At 63.8% G+C, this 17410-nt stretch carries 15 protein-coding genes; 11 read left to right on the forward strand and 4 right to left on the reverse strand.

Going from position 1 to position 17410, the window contains the following annotated elements; genetic code table 11:
• Positions 1-7: 7 nt before the first annotated feature.
• From AC07P1_RS27300 to AC07P1_RS27330, 7 genes are all read left to right on the forward strand, one after another.
• Entirely contained in the window at positions 8-1210 is a 1203-nt protein-coding gene (locus AC07P1_RS27300; RefSeq protein ID WP_494698789.1) for a THUMP domain-containing class I SAM-dependent RNA methyltransferase, read from the forward strand.
• A gap of 15 nt (positions 1211-1225) precedes the next feature.
• Positions 1226-2503, forward strand: a complete 1278-nt coding sequence (locus tag AC07P1_RS27305; protein WP_494698790.1) for a multidrug effflux MFS transporter — start codon at positions 1226-1228, stop codon at positions 2501-2503.
• Between the two features lie 222 nt (positions 2504-2725).
• Entirely contained in the window at positions 2726-4882 is a 2157-nt protein-coding gene (locus AC07P1_RS27310; RefSeq protein ID WP_494698791.1) for an HDOD domain-containing protein, read from the forward strand.
• 7 nt (positions 4883-4889) lie between these two features.
• Complete coding sequence (locus AC07P1_RS27315; RefSeq protein ID WP_494698792.1) at positions 4890-7172, forward strand: EAL domain-containing protein; 2283 nt, start codon at positions 4890-4892, stop codon at positions 7170-7172.
• A 17-nt stretch (positions 7173-7189) separates the two neighbouring features.
• Complete coding sequence (locus tag AC07P1_RS27320; protein WP_494698793.1) at positions 7190-8788, forward strand: SEL1-like repeat protein; 1599 nt, start codon at positions 7190-7192, stop codon at positions 8786-8788.
• A gap of 10 nt (positions 8789-8798) precedes the next feature.
• On the forward strand, positions 8799-10379 hold the full coding sequence (locus AC07P1_RS27325; protein WP_494698794.1) for an SEC-C metal-binding domain-containing protein: 1581 nt from the start codon (positions 8799-8801) through the stop codon (positions 10377-10379).
• Positions 10380-10503: 124 nt separating this feature from the next.
• The gene (locus AC07P1_RS27330) at positions 10504-10752 is read left to right on the forward strand and encodes a hypothetical protein (protein WP_494698795.1); all 249 of its coding nucleotides are present in this window, start codon (positions 10504-10506) and stop codon (positions 10750-10752) included.
• A 15-nt stretch (positions 10753-10767) separates the two neighbouring features.
• Here the strand turns inward: AC07P1_RS27330 and AC07P1_RS27335 are convergent, their stop codons facing one another.
• Both AC07P1_RS27335 and AC07P1_RS27340 read right to left on the reverse strand, forming a co-directional pair.
• Positions 10768-11316, reverse strand: a complete 549-nt coding sequence (locus tag AC07P1_RS27335) for a DUF4865 family protein (RefSeq protein ID WP_494698796.1) — start codon at positions 11314-11316, stop codon at positions 10768-10770.
• Positions 11313-11714 (reverse strand): tautomerase family protein, encoded by a 402-nt coding sequence (locus AC07P1_RS27340; protein ID WP_494698797.1) that lies wholly within the window; start codon positions 11712-11714, stop codon positions 11313-11315. The genes AC07P1_RS27335 and AC07P1_RS27340 overlap by 4 nt, the downstream gene beginning before the upstream one ends.
• A gap of 108 nt (positions 11715-11822) precedes the next feature.
• Here AC07P1_RS27340 and AC07P1_RS27345 point away from each other — a divergent pair, with 108 nt between their 5' ends.
• From AC07P1_RS27345 to AC07P1_RS27360, 4 genes are all read left to right on the forward strand, one after another.
• The gene (locus tag AC07P1_RS27345) at positions 11823-12698 is read left to right on the forward strand and encodes a LysR substrate-binding domain-containing protein (protein WP_494698798.1); all 876 of its coding nucleotides are present in this window, start codon (positions 11823-11825) and stop codon (positions 12696-12698) included.
• Positions 12699-12961: 263 nt separating this feature from the next.
• Complete coding sequence (locus tag AC07P1_RS27350; RefSeq protein WP_494698799.1) at positions 12962-13642, forward strand: CsgG/HfaB family protein; 681 nt, start codon at positions 12962-12964, stop codon at positions 13640-13642.
• 8 nt (positions 13643-13650) lie between these two features.
• A complete protein-coding gene (locus AC07P1_RS27355; RefSeq protein ID WP_494698800.1) occupies positions 13651-14019 on the forward strand; it encodes a DUF4810 domain-containing protein in 369 nt (122 codons plus the stop codon).
• Positions 14016-14678: a DUF799 domain-containing protein gene (locus AC07P1_RS27360; RefSeq protein WP_494698801.1), complete on the forward strand. Its 663-nt coding sequence runs from the start codon at positions 14016-14018 to the stop codon at positions 14676-14678. Before AC07P1_RS27355 ends, AC07P1_RS27360 begins: the two co-directional genes overlap by 4 nt.
• Before the next feature lie 25 nt (positions 14679-14703).
• Here AC07P1_RS27360 and AC07P1_RS27365 read toward each other — a convergent pair whose 3' ends face one another.
• Together AC07P1_RS27365 and AC07P1_RS27370 are read right to left on the reverse strand one after the other, a co-directional pair.
• Positions 14704-15972 carry a M28 family peptidase gene (locus AC07P1_RS27365; protein ID WP_494698802.1) on the reverse strand — a complete coding sequence of 423 codons (1269 nt, stop codon included), beginning with the start codon at positions 15970-15972 and terminating at the stop codon, positions 14704-14706.
• A gap of 64 nt (positions 15973-16036) precedes the next feature.
• A complete protein-coding gene (locus AC07P1_RS27370; RefSeq protein ID WP_494698803.1) occupies positions 16037-17299 on the reverse strand; it encodes a glycosyl hydrolase in 1263 nt (420 codons plus the stop codon).
• Positions 17300-17410 lie beyond the last annotated feature (111 nt).

The following is a 17410-nucleotide window of genomic DNA, read 5'->3' on the forward strand; positions in this document are numbered from 1 at the left end:
TACACCTATGGCATCCTATTTTTGCCCATGCCCGCGCGGCATGGAAGCGGCGCTGGCCGAAGAACTGGGCGAAATCGCCCTTCTGAGCACCACCATGAAGGTGCACAACCAGGTCCCTGGCGGCGTGCACTGCTCCGGCGACCTGCTTGACTCCTACCGCATCAACCTGCACTCGCGCATCGCCTCGCGCGTGTTGATGCGCATGGCCGTCACCGGCTACCAGAACGAGAACGACATCTACGACCTGGTGCTGGCGCAGCAGTGGGAAGACTGGTTCACCTACGACCACACGATCCGTGTCGACGTCACCGCCGTCAAATCCCCGCTGAAAAGCCTGGAGTTCACCACCCTGAAGATCAAGGACGCGATCTGCGACCGCTTCCGCGACCAGTTCGACAAGCGTCCGTCGGTCAACACCAAGGAACCGGACATGCGCATCGTCGGCTTCCTCGACGCGCGCCAGTTCATCATCTATCTGGATACCTCGGGCGAGGCGCTGTTCAAGCGCGGCTGGCGCGAGGAAACCGGCGACGCGCCGCTGCGCGAGAACCTGGCCGCCGGCCTGCTGCGCGTGTCGGGCTGGAAGCCTGGCATGCCGCTGTTCGACCCGATGTGCGGTTCCGGCACCATCCTGTGCGAGGCGGCGCAAATGGTGCAGGGCATCCCGCCGGGCGCGCGCCGCCGGTTCGCCTTCGAAGCGTTCAACGACTTCGATCCGGCGCCGTGGAACGAGATGAAGAATTCGATCAAGGCCAATCCGCTGCCGGCATCGCCGACCATCTTCGGCTCCGACATCTCGGGCGACATGGTGGCGATGACCCGCCACAACCTGAAGTGCGCCGGCATCATGTTCGACGTGCCGCTCAAGCAGATCGAGGCGCAGGAAGTGAAGGCGCCGACCGAGCAGCCGGGCATCCTGCTGACCAATCCTCCGTACGGCGAACGTATCGGCGTGCGCGGCGACAGCTCGCTGCCCGAGGATGAACTGGCCAGCGGCTTCTATTCGGCGCTGAGCACCACGCTCAAGCAGCGCTTCGCCGGCTGGACGGTGTTCCTGTTCACCGCCGACCTGGGGCTGCCGAAGATGCTGCGCCTGAAGGAGTCGCGCAAGACGCCGTTCTTCAACGGCGCCCTCGAATGCCGTCTGTTCCGCTTCGATATGGTGGCGGGCTTCAACCGCCGCGAAGCGGCCAAGCCCAAAGAAGCGTAAAACAAGGCCCCAACGATGTTCCCGACACCTCCCGCCAACCTCCCGCCCGATCCTGTCGAGGACATCCCGCCGCCGCCGCCGTCGCACATGAAGGTGCTCAGCGCGGCCGGGCTGGCGACCATGCTGGCGGCGATGTCGATGCTGGGGCCGTTCTCGATCGACGCCTACCTGCCGGCCTTCCCCAACATCCAGGCCTCGCTGGGCGCCACGCCGCTCGAAGTGCAGCAAAGCCTGACGTTCTACATGCTGGCCTTCGCCGCCATGGTGCTGTGGCACGGCGCCCTGGCCGACGCCTTCGGGCGCCGCAACGTGGTGCTGGTGTCGCTGGTGATGTTCGCCATCGGCACCCTGGGCTGCGCCTCCGCGCACACGGTCCATTACCTGTGGGTGTTCCGCGTCATGCAGGGCGTGTCGGCCGGCGCCGGGGTGGTGGTGGGGCGCGCCATCATCCGCGACCTGTACGATGACGCCGCCGCCGCGCGGCTGCTGTCGCTGGTGACGATGATCTTCTCGATCGCGCCGGCCATCGCGCCCATCCTCGGCGGCTGGATCGTCACCTTGTTCGACTGGCGCGCGATCTTCCTGTCGCTGCTGGCCTACACGATCCTGCTGTTCATCTACTGCTACCGGCGCCTGCCGGAGACGCTGCCGCCGCACAAGCGCCAGCCGTTCAATCCGCGCTACCTGGCGCGCAACTATGGCGACATCCTGCGCTCGCCGCTGTTCCTCATGAAGTCCGGCGTGGTGGCGCTCAACTTCGCCGGCCTGTTCGTGTACATCGCGGCGGCGCCGGAGTTCCTGCCCCAGCACCTCGGCCTGGGGCCGTCGCAATTCGGCTGGCTGTTCATTCCGGCGGTGTCCGGGATCTTCCTGGGCGCGCTGGCGGCCAACCGCATGGCCGGGAAAATGACATTCTCGCGACAGATCGGCATCGGCTTCTGTTTCCTGATCGCGGCCCCGGTGGTGAACGTTTTGTATCATCTGTGGCTGCCGCCGGCGCTGCCATGGTCGGTCGCACCTCTGCTTTTCTACAATTTCGGCATGTCGGTCGTGGCGCCCGCCGCCACGCTGCTGGCGATGGACCTGTTCCCGCACATCCGGGGCACCGTGGCCTCGTGCCAATCGTTCGCGCTGACCATGCTCGGCGCGCTGGTGGCGGGCGTGATCGCGCCGTTCCTATCACACTCCGTGCTCTGGTTAGCCGCCGGACAGCTGGCTTTTAGTGCCTCTGCTCTCGTTTTGTGGTTGACGTCGCGCCATTACCGGCGCATGCTTCTACGCCATCCAGGTTAACACTTATTTACGGTGGGAAATTGAATTAGTTTAGAATGAAAGATTGATATCCGCTTGATAGCTGCTAAGTTATCATGATACTTTATGCTAATATAACTTTTCCAGACGTAATTTCAAGCCTAAAACCTGCCTGAAATACTGATGAAAAAATAACTTTTTGCGGTACTGAGCCGTTGAGTACCTCCCCTTATTCGACGACCACTGGCGGCAAAGCTGGATACGATGCATCAACCTGACCATGATATTCGCAATCGATTGCTGATTGCCCGTCTGCCGGCCATGCCGCAGATACTCATTAAGTTGATCGAGCACTTGCAGGCGGATGACGCCGGCATGCCGGAGCTCGCCGCATTGATCGCCAAGGACGCGGCGATGACCAGCAAGATCCTCACCGTCGCCAACAGCTCGGCCTTCCACCGCAACGCCCGCACGGTCGGCCTGGAGCAGTCGCTGGTGTCGCTCGGCACCGACATGATCAAGACCTTGGTGATCAGCGAATCGGTGTTCCAGACCTTTAACAGCTTCCCCCATTCCGGCAGCACCGACTTGCGCGGTTTCTGGAAAGGCTCGCTGACGACCGCCGTCATCGCGCGCGACATCGCCCGCAAGATGGAGTACCCGCACGTCGAGGAGGCCTACCTGGCCGGCCTGCTGCACAACGTCGGCCGCCTGGCGCTGCTGGCGACCGCGCCCAAGGAATACGGCTTCAACTTCATGGCGCGCGACGACGAGGACCTGTGCGCCGTCGAACAGCGCACCTTGCAGATCACGCACGCGGAGGCGGGCGCCTGGCTGATCGAGCGCTGGCACCTGGACTCCTTCCTGGCCGACAGCGTGCTGTATCACCACGAGCCGCTGGCGCGCCTGGAGTCTTCGCATCCGCTAATCCGCATCGTGCGCCTGGCGCACCTGCTGTGCGGCCATGAAGACCAGCAGGAGGCGATCGAGAGCGGCGCGCATCTGTGCGGGCTCGATGGCGAGGTGCTGGAGCAGATCATCAACAACGCCGCGCGCCAGGTGGAAAAGTCGGCCGATTACCTGGGCATCGACCTCACCGGCGTCGACGACGTGCCGGTGCCGGCCGCCTACGCGCCGCCGGTGGTCGATCCGGTGCAGCAGCGGCTGTCGGAAGAGGTGCGCAACATGGTGCTGGTGTCCGAGATGGGCCAGTCCTTCGCGCGCCAGAACGGCGAGGCCGGCCTGCTCGAATCGATGACGCGTTCGGCGCGCATCCTGTTCGACTTCGAGAACGCGCTGGTGCTGCTGGAGAATCCAACCGGCCACGCGCTGCACGGCACCGCCACCGGCGACCAGCAGCTGCGTTTTTCCGAATTCATCATCCCGCTCAACAAGGGCGGCTTGGTGGCGGCGTGCGCGCTGGAACGCAAGCTGGCCATCATCAGCCGCGACGGCCAACAACAGCCGCCATTGAGCGTGGCCGAGGACCAGTTGTTCCGCATCCTCGGCACCGAGAGCATGGTATGCCTGCCGCTGGTGGCCAACCAGCGCTGCCTCGGGGTGCTGATCGGCGGCGCGCCGGCCTGGCAGATGGCCAGCTACCAGAAGCGCGCGCGCTTCCTTCAATCGTTCGGCACCCAGGCGGCGGCCGCGCTGGAGACGGCCATCAGCGAGCGCGGTCACGCCAAGCGCCAGATCGCCCATGTCGCCGAAGAGTACCGCGAAGCGTCGCGCCGCGTGGTGCACGAGGTGAACAACCCGCTGTCGATCATCAAGAACTACCTGTCGGTCCTCGACAGCAAGCTGGCAAGGCGCGAGCCGGTGGTCGGCGAGATGTCGATCCTGAACGAGGAGATCGACCGCGTCGGACAATTGATCAACGGCCTGGCCGACCTGCAGCCGACCGAAACCACGCGCGCCACCGATGTCGCGCGCGTGGTCGACGACGTGCTGCGCCTGTTCCGCGCCACCGACTTCGTTCCGGCGTCGGTGCAGATCGTGGTGCGCATGCAGGAGGAGCCGGCCGACATCGAGGGCGACGCCGACCTGCTCAAACAGATCCTGGTGAACCTGATCAAGAACGCGGTCGAGGCCATGCCCGACGGCGGCAAGATCGAAATCGCCAACCGCGGCCACGTCAACCGCGAGCGCAAGCTGTATCTGGAGCTGGTCATCGGCGACACCGGTCCGGGGCTGTCGGCCGACGTGCTGGCCAACCTGTTCTCCCAGGTGCGCAGCACCAAGGAAGGTCCGCACCATGGCTTGGGCCTGTCGATCGTCCACGGCCTGGTGAAGAAGATGCAGGGCCTGATCACCTGCCGATCCGGCAAGGCGGGAACCACTTTCGAAATTTTGCTGCCCGCGCGTAGCAGTTCCAGTCCCGTCGGCGGCGTGCAAACGCGGTTGATGGATTCAGTTTAAGGCCATGATGAACCTGACTCCCGCCGGCCACGCCGCCCCAGAAACGAGTTCGGACGACCTAACCCCCGTCGCCCACGCCGCCGATAATTGGCCCCGCATCCTGCTGGTGGACGACGAGCCACGCCTGCTGTCGTCGTTGTACGAGCTGCTGCGCGATCGCGACTACCACCTGGTGACCGCGACCTGCGGCAGCGAGGCCCTGGCCCAGCTGACCAAACTGAAATTCGATCTGATCCTGCTCGACCTGCGCCTGCCCGACATGAGCGGCCACGAGATCATGGACTTCATCAACGCCAAGGGCATCGACGGCGACGTCATCGTCATGAGCGGAGAGGTCGGCATCGACGCCGCCATCGGCGCGCTCAAACGCGGTGCCTACGACTACCTGCGCAAACCGTACAGCCGCGAAGAGCTGCTCAAGACGGTGGAGAACGCGCTGCAAAAGCGCCGCCTGGCCGTCGACAACGAGCGCATCGCCTCCAAGCTGGAAAACTCGGAGAAGATGTACCGCTACCTGGTCGACAGCTCGCCGGACATCATCTATACGCTGAACCACGAAGGCAAGTTCACCTTCATCAACGACCGCGTGCAGCAGCTGCTCGGCTTCACCCGCGAAGAACTGATCGGCAAGCACTACTCGATCCTGGTGCACGACGAGGACCAGGAGCGCGCCCGCTACGCCTTCAACGAGCGCCGCGTCGACGAACGGGCTTCGCGCAACGTCGAACTGCGCCTCAAGTGCAACACCGGCGGCGGCATCGAGCGCACCTTCAACAACACGCTGATGACGATTTCGCTCAACGCCATCGGCATGCACGTCCCCGACCACAGCGTCAAGAAGCATGAATTCTTCGGCACCTATGGCGTCGCCCGCGACATCACGGACCGCAAGCGCGCCGAGGAGGTGATCTCCTACCAGGCCTACCATGACATCCTGACCGACCTGCCGAACCGCATGCTGTTCAAGGACCGCCTGGGCTTGGCCGTGATCCAGGCCAAGCGCAAACTGACCGAGCTGGCGGTGATGTTCATCGACCTTGACCGCTTCAAGCTGGTCAACGATACGCTGGGCCATGTCAAGGGCGACGAACTGCTGCAGCAGGTGTCGCAGCGGCTCAAGGAATGCCTGCGCCGGGGCGACACGCTGGCGCGCCAGGGCGGCGACGAATTCACCATCGTGCTGCCGGAGCTGCGCGACCGCCAGGACGCCAAGGCCATCGCCGACAAGTTCCTCGAAAGCCTGCACGAACCGTTCGACCTCGATGGCCACCAGGTGCACATCTCCGCCTCGATCGGCATCGCCATCTATCCGAACGACGGCGAGACCATCGACGAGCTGCTGCGCCACGCCGACATCGCCATGTACCAGGTCAAGGCGCTGGGCAAGAATGGCCACAGCTTCTATCACGATTCGATGCTCGACGTGTCGCACCAGAAGATCGCGCTGGAACAAAGCCTGCGCAAGGCGCTGGAGTTGAACGAGCTGGAAATGTACTACCAGCCGCAGCTCGACGTCGCCACCGGCCGCATCATCGGCGCCGAGGGCCTGATGCGCTGGAACCATCCGCAGCGCGGGTTGCTGTCGGCCGGCGAGTTCCTGCCGTTCGCCGAGGAAAACGGCTTGATGCTGCCGATCTCGGACTGGATGCTGGGCGCGCTGTGCCGCGACCTGCTGCAGTGGAACGCCGCCGGCGGCGAGGCGATACGCCTGTCGCTGAACCTGTCGCCGCAGTATCTGGACCGGGGCGACTTCTTCGAGAAGATGCGCGGCGCGCTGACGCGCTACGGCATCTCGCCGGCGCAGATCGAAGTCGAGATCACCGAAAACATCTGCATCCGCAATCCGCAGTACGCGATCGAACAGTTGAACAAACTTTGCCAGCTGGGCGTGTCGGTGGCGATCGACGATTTCGGCACCGGTTATTCGTCGCTGTCGTATCTGCACCGCTTCCCCATCCACACTATCAAGATCGACCAGTCGTTCGTCAAGGAGATCCACGACGAGAACGGCCACTACCCGGTGATCCTGGCGATCATCTCGATCGCGCGCGGCCTTGGCCTGCATCTGGTGGCGGAAGGCGTGGAGACCGACGTGCAGGCGCGCTACCTGCAGGCCAACGGCTGCACCACGATGCAGGGCTATTTCTACCACCGCCCGATCTCGCTGCTCAGTTTTATCGACGTGCTGCTGGACCAGAACCGCTTGTCGGCTTCCTCCGCGCCGTCACCCAACGCGGCGAAGACGCCGACTACAGACACCCAACCGGCCATGGTCGCAATCCAGGCTTGAACAATCAGTGAAGCAGCATGACGAAATACACGCCTGACGGACCCGATGCCAATAAAGGCGGCACCTACACAGCCGAGTTCCTGCGTGTCAAGCAGCAAGCCGAACGTGGTATCGCCAACGCCCAGCACAGCCTGGGCTTTATGTACTTCAACGGCCAGGGCGTGGCGCAAAGCTTCGAGCTGGCGGTGGTCTGGTATCGCCAGGCCGCGATGCAGGGGCTGGAGCACGCGCAGTACAACCTCGGCGTGATGTTCCAGAAGGGCCAGGGCGTCGAGCAGAATTACGAGGAAGCGGCGGCCTGGTACAAGCTGGCCGCCGAGCAGGGATACGCCGCAGCCCAGTACAACCTGGGCTGGCTGTACGCCAAGGGCCAGGGCCTTGAGGCGGATACGCAGAAAGCCATGCACTGGTTCAGCAAGGCCGCCGAGCAGGGCGACGCCGGCGCGCAAAACAATCTGGGCATGATGTACGACACCGGCAAGGGCGTGCCGCAGGATTTCAAGCAGGCCATCGCCTGGTACCGCAAAGCGGCGGAGCAGGGCTATGCGCGCGCGCAGTTCAACCTTGGCCTGCGCTACGATAACGGCCAGGGCGTGCCGCAGGACGTGGGCCAGGCGATGTCGTGGTACCGCAAGGCGGCCGACCAGGGTTACGCGCCGGCGCAGTTCAATCTGGCGCTGCGCTTCGACAAGGGCGACGGCATCGCGCAGGACAGCCAGAAGGCCATCCTGTGGTATCGCCGCGCGGCGGAACAGGATCACGCCAGCTCGCAGTTCAATCTTGGCCTCATCTACGACAACGGCCAGGGCGTGCCGCGCGACGAGCAGAAGGCGCTGGACTGGTACCGCAAGGCGGCCGAGCAGGGTCACGCGGGGGCGCAGAACAATCTGGGGCTGCGCTACGACCACGGCCAGGGCGTGCCGCAGGATCATGGACAGGCGCAGCTCTGGTACCGCAAGGCGGCGGAACAGGGCTATCCCGGCGCGCAGTACCATCTTGGATTGCTGTACGACGCCGGCCACGGCGTGCCGATGGATCACCAGGAGGCGATTTTCTGGTATCGCAAGGCGGCCGACCAGGGCCACCTGCGGGCGCAGTTCGACCTGGGCCTGCGCTACGAGACGGGACGCGGCGTGCCGAAGGATTTGCGCAAGGCGATGCTGTGGTACCGCCGCGCGGCGGAGCAGGATTACGCGGCGGCGCAGTACAACCTCGCGCTGCTGTTCGATAACGACGAGGGACCGCAGCCCGATAGCGCGCAGGCCAACGGCTGGTATGCCAAGGCGGCGGCGCAGGGGCATACCCTGGCGCAGTTCGCGCTCGGTCTGCGCTACGACAACGGCCAGGGCATGCCGCAGGATTATGCGCAGGCCCACCATTGGTATTTGCAGGCGGCCGGGCAGGGGCACTTGCGCGCGCAGTTCAATCTTGGATTGATGTATCTTGTGGGGCAGGGCGTGCGGGCCGACGTGGCGCAGGCGTGGTTATGGCTGGCGATGGCGGAACGCGGCGGCTTCGGCGCCGCCGAGCGGTATCTGAAAACGGCGGCGTCGCGCATGGACGGTGAACAATTGGCGCAGGCGCGCCAGCGGTTGCAGGCGCCGCACCTCACGTAAAATTGCGACCATGAACGATCTCGAATTCGCCGAGCTGGTCTCCACCCGAATCGCATCGGTCTACGGCGTCGCCAAACGCAGCCAGCATCAATTCCCCGCACACGCGCTCATTCAGACGCGGGCGCTTGCCAGTTTATGCTGCGACATGCTCTATCCCTACGACAGCGAGTGGAAGCTGGGCTTGGAGGGAAAGATCAATATGCTCGTCAAGTCGCATTTGATCAACGCGGACATTCAAGAACTTCTGCATAAGTTGCGGCGTTGGGGAAATTGGGCGGCGCATCCGGAGGAAAGTCTGCGGCGCGAGGAACAACTGCAAGCCATGGCCAATCAGGCGCTCGTCGACGTGATGGCGCTGCTGGAAGTTGTCTATCGTCAGAAAAATCGCGGGGCTAAAGTACCAGACTACCTCATCGTCGATGAAAGCCCGGACGAACTGAGCGCGGTGTGCTACCGGGCGTTGTTTGAAAGCCGCCCCACGGACCAGTACCGGGCCGCGATGCTGCTGCTGAAGCAGTCGGCGTCCAACTCCTCGATGACGGAACGGGCGCTTGACCTGCTCCGCTACGCCAGCGACGCTGGCTACACCCCGGCGCGCTACCAATATGGGCTCGCATTGTCAGAGGGGAAAAGCGGGCAAGAGAATATCGGCCGAGGCGTCGATCTCATCGAGATGGCCTGCCGGGATGGCGACATAGATGCCCTCGCATGGTGCGGTCGCTCGGCACTGTTGGGCCTGCATGAGGGACCAATTGACCATGCCCGGGCCAGGGATTATTTAGAGCGCGCGGCCGCTGAAGACCATCCACTTGCACTCGTTCTGCTTTCCACGATCTATCGGGAAGGGCAGGGCGTGGCGGCCGACGTCAAGACCGCGTTCGATTTGACATTGCGCGCCGCGGAGGCGGGCTACCCCATCGGCCAATATCAAGCGGGCCAGGCTTTGTATCACGGCGAAGGCGTGGCGGCGAACCAACCGGCTGCGCTCACCTGGCTCCAACGGGCAAGCGATGCGGGCCTTCACATCGCCCAGCGCGCGGTTGGCGTCCTTATCCGCAATGGCTCATTGCCGGGGGGATTCACCAAAGCAGAAGAGCTCCTCCAACGCGCCATGCCAAAAGTCAACCAAGCCCACCTGGACCTTGCCGACCTTTATATGTCGCGGGAAGAGCCGGGAAAATGGATCGAAGCGCTCGCTTTGGTACAGAGGGCTTTCGAGAACGCGGTCGGCGACAAGGACGAGGCGACCGCCGATCAAGCGTTGCAGATGGCACCGGGCTTGATCGACAGACTCGTGGCGTCGCGCGTCAAGATGTCCGCTGCGGAGCTTGAGAGTTTTGCGTTGACGCGCCTCTTGTTCGACGAGCAGGGACGGCCGTGTCCGAACCGCGAAGCGCGTATGCGCGATTTCGTCACTAACGCAATCTCGTTGTCACGAATCCAAAGCGACAATGCAAAGGAAGAAACAAGCGCGTTGCGTCCGGCCGAGCTGGCGGCCGTCAAACAACGCATCACCCATGAAAAGGTTGGCCGCAACGAGCCTTGCCCTTGCGGTAGCGGGAAAAAGTACAAGGCTTGCTGCGGCTTATAGATTAGCATCGGGGCGGCTATTCGCGGACATATGCCTGCCTTAAAAAAGTCATGTGGGATGGGCGTTTCCTTGTTATTATTGATTGCCAACTTAATAAGTTAAAAACCACAAGTCAGGAGAGTTTATGAACAAGATGATTTTAGCCGCGGCACTGATGACGATGTTCGTCCTGACGGGATGCGCCGCCACGGACCGGGCCGAGGAAACGCCGGCCGCCGCCGAGGCCGGCCCGGTCAAGCTGCGCGACCAGCCGGTGGTCACCGGTAGCCGTATTCCCGGCGTGCGCAGCGCGGTGGTCTCGGCCACCGATGCCGCCGACGCCAACCGGCAGATGCGCGACAACGCCACGCCGTTCGCCCTCAAACAACAGTAGCCTGTTCCCGGGCCGCTACCGCCCCGGCGCCGACACGTGGCCGACGCGGTAATGCAGCGCGTCGCCATCGGCCGGCTGCGCATCGCGCCACAGGCACAGGCGCACCACGCTCCACCTCACGGGCTCGAAGCCGATCACCACCGCCAGCGCGCCACGTTCCAGCGCCTGGCGCGCATAGTCTTCTTCCTTGACGCGCAGCGCAGCCAGATCGCTGTGCGGCATGATCGACACCGTGGCGCGCGTGGCATGGCGCGCCTCGCGCACCTCGGCGTCCACATCGGCGAGCCACGGCGTCCAGGTGCGCACCGAAGGCCAACCGAAGGCCCGCGCCACGCCCGCGAACCCGGCGCCGTTGAGGAAGCCATGCATCGATTCCTCGTCGCGCCACAGGTAGAACGGCGCGTACAGGTTTTCGGCCGATTCGCCGTGCTCCGCGTACAGGTAGGCCTTGAACACCAGTCCCGGCAAATTATCCAGCAGCGGCCCCTTGGTGGCGATCCGTTCGCGCACGATGGCCATGTCGTAGTCGGCCGGCAGCACAAAGCTGTACTGCATCGCGATCATGATGCAACTCCCCGCAGCAGCGGCGCCGCCGGCGCGCCGCCACTGAACGACCACTCGTCGCCGAGCGTGGTGGTGATGACCACCATCACATCCCTCGGGTTGATCCCCGGCGCCTCGGCCAGGCGCTCCACCAGCCGGCGGTAGAACGCCTGCTTGACCTCCGTGCCGCGTGGCTTGCCGGCCGTGATCGCGATCAGCACAAAGTCGTCGGAGCGCGGACCACCCTCGCTTTCATAGTCGCGGTCGAAAATCAGTTCGTTCGGCTCGTGCTGGTGGACGATCTGGAAGCGGTCCGTTGGCGGCACGTTGAAGGCCTCCACCATGGCGGCGTGCAGGCCGTCGCTCAACGCGCGCAAATAGTCGGGCGACTTTCCTTTTAGCAGGGAGATGCGGCTCATGGGCATGATGTCCTCCGTTTGTTTGATTGACAGCCTCACGATACCGGATTAAATTAATACTGAAAATCAGGAATATTTTGATTGATGCTTCGATAAAACGGGATGGTTATGCGAAAGATCACCTTTGACCTTGATGTGCTGCGCACCTTCGTCACCGGCGTGGAGCTGGGCAGCTTCGCCAAGGCGGCGGACCGTTTGGGGCGCTCCACCTCCGCCGTCAGCGCCCAGTTGAAAAAGCTGGAGGACCAGTTGGAGGCGCCGGTGCTGCGCAAGGCCGGACGCGGTATGGAGCCCACACTGGCGGGCGAGACCTTGCTGGCCTACGCGCGCCGCCTGCTGGAATTGAACGACGAGGCGGTAACGGCGTTGCGCGGTGCCGATCTGGCGGGCACCGTTCGCCTCGGCATGCAGCAGGATTTCGGCGAGCATCTGTTGACCGAGGTGCTGGGCCGCTTTGCCCGCGCGCACGCGCAGGTCAGCATCGAGGCGCGGGTGGGGCGCAACGCGCAATTGATCGAACAAGTGGGGGCGGGCCAGCTCGATCTGGCGCTGGCGTGGGACAGGACGGGCGATTGGCCGTACGCGCATCGTCTGGGTCAGCTGCCGATGCGCTGGCTGGCGGGCGCGCACGTCGAGCTGCCGGCGTACGGCCACAGCACGCCGCTGCCGCTCGTGATGCTCGACGCGCCTTGTCTGATGCGCTCGGCGGCGATCGACGCGCTGGACCGGGCGGGCATCGCCTGGCGCATCGTCTTCACCAGCACCAGCCTGTCGGGTGTGTGGGCGGCCGTCGCGGCCGGCCTGGGCGTGACGGTCCGGACGTCGGTCGGCATGCCGGCCGGCTTGCGCCTGCTCGATCCGGCGTTGCTGCCGCCATTGCCGCACATCGGCTTGAGCCTGCTGCAATCGGAAGCGCAACTCAAGCCGGTGGCGCAAAGGCTGCGCGAGATCGTGCTGGAAGCGGTGGCCCCGGCGTTAAGCTAGAAACCCGGCACGGGATTGGCGATGCGCCGTAGAAACACGTAGGGCGGATTAGCGCAGCGTAATCCGCCAAGCTGCTCCGGCGGCTCATGTCGGATTACGCCGTGCCGGCTAATCCGACCTACGGTTCTCCGCAGCGGATATTACGTAGCGTGACTATTGGAGAGATTTCCGGCGCCACAAACCCCTATAATTGCCACGAAGAAATTTACTTGCAAAATATCAATTTGCAGACGACTTTGGTCCATTCACCACTTAGGGGCAACATGAATACTCTGAACACCGGCAAATTGCTGGCCGCCGCGCTGATCGTTTCGGCCTTGGCCGGCTGCGCCACCGAATCGTCGCGCGCCATCGCCGTGCCGGCCGCCGCGAGCGCCGCGCGTCCATATGTCGGCCCGCGCACTTTGGTCGCCGTCGGCAAATTCGACAACCGCTCCAGCTTCATGCGCGGCATCTTCTCGGACGGCGTCGACCGTCTGGGCAGCCAGTCGAAAACCATTCTCATCGCGCAACTGCAGCAGACCAACCGCTTCAACGTGCTTGACCGCGACAATATGTCCGAGCTCAAGCAGGAATCCGAGTACAAGAAGCAGGGCCAGAACATCAAGGGCGCCGATTTCATCATCACCGGCGACGTGACCGAGTTTGGCCGCAAGGAAGTGGGCGATCATCAACTGTTCGGTATCGCCGGCCGTGGCAAGACCCAGGTCGCTTATGCCAAGGTGACGCTCAACGTGGTCAATATCGCGACGTCGGAAGTGGTGTATTCGACCCAGGGCGCCGGCGAATTCAGCCTGTCGAACCGCGAAGTGCTCGGCTTCGGCGGCACCGCCAGCTACGATGCCACGCTCAACGGCAAGGTGCTGGACCTGGCCATGCGCGAGGCGGTCGACCGCCTGGTCTCCGGCGCCGAAGCCGGTGCATTGACTGCGCCAAAACAATAAGGACCGCCATGAAACCGACGAAGAACCTCAAGCGCGCGGCCCTGCTGGCGCTGGCCGCCGCCGTGCTGACCGGCTGCGCTACGCCGCCCAAGACCCTGTACCAGTGGGAAGGCTACCAGCCGCAGGTCTACCAATACCTCAAGGGCGAGAGCCCTGAGCAGCAAATCGCCGCGATGGAAAAGGACTTGCAGACCATCAGCGCCAAGGGCAACAACGTGCCGCCGGGCTTCCACGCCCATCTGGGCATGCTGTACTCGGTGGCCGGCAAGCCGGACCAGGTGGTGACGCAGTTCGAGGACGAGAAAAAACTGTTCCCGGAATCGGCCGCGTATATGGACTTCCTGCTGGGTAAAATGAAAAAGGGTGAGAAATTATGATGTCGCGTTTTCTGAAAATGGCCGCCTGCCTGGCGCCGGCGGTCTTCCTGTTCGGCTGCGCGACCAAGGCGCCGTCGTATGACTACACCGCGTTCAAGGCGGCCAAACCGCGCTCGATCGTGGTGCTGCCGCCGCTGAACAATTCGCCGGAGGTCAACGCCGGCAACAGCGTGTACGCGCAGGTGACGTATCCGCTTGCCGAGGCCGGCTATTATGTGTTGCCGGTGGCGGTGGTCGCCGAGACCTTCAAGCAAAACGGGTTGACCGGCGCCGCCGATATCCAAGGCGTCGATCCGAAGAAGCTACAGGAGATTTTCGGCGCCGACGCCGGGCTGTACATGACGATTTCGAAGTACGGCTCCACCTACAATGTCATCAACAGCGTGTCGGTGGTCGCGGTCGACGCCAAGCTGGTCGACCTGAAAACCGGCACGGTGTTGTGGACGGGCGCGGCCAGCGCGTCGGACAACGAAGGCGGCAACAACAGTGGCGGTGGCCTGATCGGCGCGCTGATCACGGCGGCCGTCAAGCAGATCATCAACACCACCACCGACGCGTCGCACCCCGTGGCGGGCGTCGCCAACGCCCGCCTGCTGAGCGCCGGCTACAGCAACGGTCTGCTATACGGGCCGCGCTCGAAGAACTACGCGGCCCAGTAACTACTTCGTGTAGTTACTCGTGTAGCTACTTTTTGACTCGCACACCGGCCAGCTGGGCCACGCCCGCCAGGGTGGTCTGCGCCGCGTTCAAGCCCAGCAGGAAGTCCTTGTCCGAGAAGTTGGCGTACAGGTCGGTCGGCTGGTGCCAGTGCGGGTCCCAGCCGGAGCCGATCTGCTGGCCGCGCTCGTTCTCGCGCAGCGAAATCGACGGCACCAGATCCATGAACGGCGTCGAATCGGTGTTGGTCATGTGGAAGCCGACGGCGGCCGGATAGTGGGTCGCGTACTTGTCGTTGGCGGCGCGGAAGGCCCAGGCCAGTTTGGCCGAGGCGTCGGCCTGCTTGGACACCGACTGGTATTCGATATTGACGTCCGCCTCCAGGCGCTGCTCGGGCGGCGCAACGAACACCGGCTTGCCATGCTCGTCGACCACCGGCTTGCCGTAGCCGTCGATCCGTTGGAACGGCATGCCGTGATCGAACAGCATCATGTCGTGCTGGATCATGCCCAGCCATTTAGGTTCCGGATATTTGCCCGACCCCTTGGGCGATTCGATCCCCTGCAAATCCTTGCGCTGGTTGACGTAGGCGGTCGCGCCGTTCAAGCCGCTCTCCTCGTTGTTGAACAAGATGAAGCGGATCGAGCGGTCGGTCTCGACACCGGGCGCGCTGAAGATGCGCGCCAGCTCCATCACCAGCGCGGTGCCGGAGCCGTCGTCGTTGGCCGCCTCGCCGAAGCCGATGCCGTCCATGTGCGCGCTGACGATGTACATCTCCTCCGGATGCTTGCTGCCGACCTTGGTGCAGTAGACGTTCTCGCGCTGCGAGGTGCCGACCGGCGTCAACTCGGAGTTCAACGCGCGCAGCTTCTCGTCGGGCTGGGCCATCGGGTCGTTGTTGACGCCGGTCGCAATGCGGTTGCCGAACAAGGTGCTGCCGCCCTGGCCGGGAGGGCCGCCGGCGCCGCCGCTGGGAATGCCGGGCGCGCGCTTGGGTACGGGATCGCCGGGGGCCGCTTGCGTGTACTGGTATTGCAGGCGTTCGGTGTTGGCGCAGCCGTAGGACTTCAGTTGCGCCTCGATCCAGTCGAGCGCCTGGCGGTTGCGTTCCGTTCCCTGGCGGCGGTCGCCGAACTTGGTCAGGCTCTTGATGGTGGCCTTGTATTTTTCCAGGTCGAGCCGGCCCACCAGCGAGGAGATCGGGTCGGCGGCGGCCGCCGTCGGGGCCGGAGCCTGGGCCTGGGCGGCGCACCCGGCGCAGGCCAGCGCCATGCTCAATGCTACTACTGGTTTCATGGATTTCCTCTCGGCAGGGTCAATAAGCTCTGCCATTCTGCATCACACCGCAGGATTTGAGAAGTTATCTCTCTTGGAACCGGGGCAGCTTGTCCAAGGTGATCACGTCCGGATGGTTGTAGACCTTGCGCTTGTGGGCGTTGGTGTTGAAGTGTTCGCCGGTCCAGAAATTGTTGGGCGAGCTCACGCCGGCCGGGCCGTCGCCGTCGTTCCAGGTCATGAACCACAGCCACCACGCGCCGTCGGCCCGCATCTTGTCCGGGTCCGGGATGTAGCTGTTCTCGGTCAGCGCGATTGGTTTCTTCTCGGCCGAGACTTGCGCCGTTTGCCGGTACTTGGCGATCTGCGAGCCGTAGGTCTTGTTGTCTGTGTCGTCGTAGATGTCGAAGCTGGCGATGTCGACCACATCGTCGCCGGGATACCAGGCCGGGTCCTGGCCGTTCCATACCCAGATCAGGTTGTGGATGCCGTGCACCTTGACCAGGCGGTCGTACATGTGGCGCCAAAGCAGGATGTTGGCGTAGGCCTGCGGCACGCCGTCGGCGCGCGCGCGTCCCCACCAGAACCAGCCGTCGCCGTTGTTGCCCGAGGCTTCGTGTAGCGGACGCCACAGCACGGTCACGTTGGCGTCGGACAGGCGTTTGAGCTGCACCGCCACCAGGTCGATGCCATCGTTGATCTGCTGATAGGCAGGGCTGGCGGTGTCCAGTGCGCCGTTGGCGACCGGGATGGTGAATGTGGTGTTCTTGCTCGTGTCCGGCTCGCGCACGTAGAAGCGCGCCTTATCGACCTGTGCGGTCTTCAGCAGCGAAGGATCGCGCCAGTGCCAGTGGAAGGTCACCAGGCCGCCCTTGTTGGCGAAGGCGATCGCCTCTTCGGTTTGGCGCTGGCCCGCATGCGGGGCGGTCATGCCGTAGTCCATGAAGTCGAAACCCATGAGCGCCGGGTATTTGCCGGTGTCGGCGTGGACGCGTTCGGCCATGTCGATGGAATCGTTCCAGGACAGGTCGGTTTGCCCCGCGATGATGCTTTTGCCCCAGATGCCGCGCAGCCAGGCATAGGTGGCGCGGGTCTTGGCGTTGGCGCCGGGATCGACGGGAACCTCCCGGGTGGCGATGGTGGGCGCGATGGTGCGGTTGTCCGGGCAGAAATTGCGCGCCACGCAGTATTGACCTTTCTCGAACGACCAGCGGCCGTTGTCGTTGCCGCACAGGGGCCAGGATTTGCCGTTGATCGTGCAGCTTTCCGCGGCGGCGGCGGCGCCCGACAACGTCAGCAACGCCGACAGGGCTAGCAGTTTGATGGCCGCGGTGGCGGAAGATGGCATCGGAGTTCCTGTTGGTTGAGTGGTCAGCCCACAATGTAGCCGCGCCTCGGGAGCATTTCAACCGGGACAGGTTTTTGGGTGCTTGTTTAGCCGAGATGACGCGCATGTTTA

This window comes from Duganella sp. GW821-FHT07F09, assembly GCF_059418705.1.

Bases quoted from the DNA above. Each gene is read 5' to 3' on its own strand.
- AC07P1_RS27300 (WP_494698789.1), top strand. From the start codon at position 8: ATGGCATCCTATTTTTGCCCATGCCCGCGCGGCATGGAAGCGGCGCTG.
- AC07P1_RS27305 (WP_494698790.1), top strand. From the start codon at position 1,226: ATGTTCCCGACACCTCCCGCCAACCTCCCGCCCGATCCTGTCGAGGAC.
- AC07P1_RS27310 (WP_494698791.1), top strand. From the start codon at position 2,726: ATGCATCAACCTGACCATGATATTCGCAATCGATTGCTGATTGCCCGT.
- AC07P1_RS27315 (WP_494698792.1), top strand. From the start codon at position 4,890: ATGAACCTGACTCCCGCCGGCCACGCCGCCCCAGAAACGAGTTCGGAC.
- AC07P1_RS27320 (WP_494698793.1), top strand. From the start codon at position 7,190: ATGACGAAATACACGCCTGACGGACCCGATGCCAATAAAGGCGGCACC.
- AC07P1_RS27325 (WP_494698794.1), top strand. From the start codon at position 8,799: ATGAACGATCTCGAATTCGCCGAGCTGGTCTCCACCCGAATCGCATCG.
- AC07P1_RS27330 (WP_494698795.1), top strand. From the start codon at position 10,504: ATGAACAAGATGATTTTAGCCGCGGCACTGATGACGATGTTCGTCCTG.
- AC07P1_RS27335 (WP_494698796.1), bottom strand. From the start codon at position 11,316: ATGATCGCGATGCAGTACAGCTTTGTGCTGCCGGCCGACTACGACATG.
- AC07P1_RS27340 (WP_494698797.1), bottom strand. From the start codon at position 11,714: ATGAGCCGCATCTCCCTGCTAAAAGGAAAGTCGCCCGACTATTTGCGC.
- AC07P1_RS27345 (WP_494698798.1), top strand. From the start codon at position 11,823: ATGCGAAAGATCACCTTTGACCTTGATGTGCTGCGCACCTTCGTCACC.
- AC07P1_RS27350 (WP_494698799.1), top strand. From the start codon at position 12,962: ATGAATACTCTGAACACCGGCAAATTGCTGGCCGCCGCGCTGATCGTT.
- AC07P1_RS27355 (WP_494698800.1), top strand. From the start codon at position 13,651: ATGAAACCGACGAAGAACCTCAAGCGCGCGGCCCTGCTGGCGCTGGCC.
- AC07P1_RS27360 (WP_494698801.1), top strand. From the start codon at position 14,016: ATGATGTCGCGTTTTCTGAAAATGGCCGCCTGCCTGGCGCCGGCGGTC.
- AC07P1_RS27365 (WP_494698802.1), bottom strand. From the start codon at position 15,972: ATGAAACCAGTAGTAGCATTGAGCATGGCGCTGGCCTGCGCCGGGTGC.
- AC07P1_RS27370 (WP_494698803.1), bottom strand. From the start codon at position 17,299: ATGCCATCTTCCGCCACCGCGGCCATCAAACTGCTAGCCCTGTCGGCG.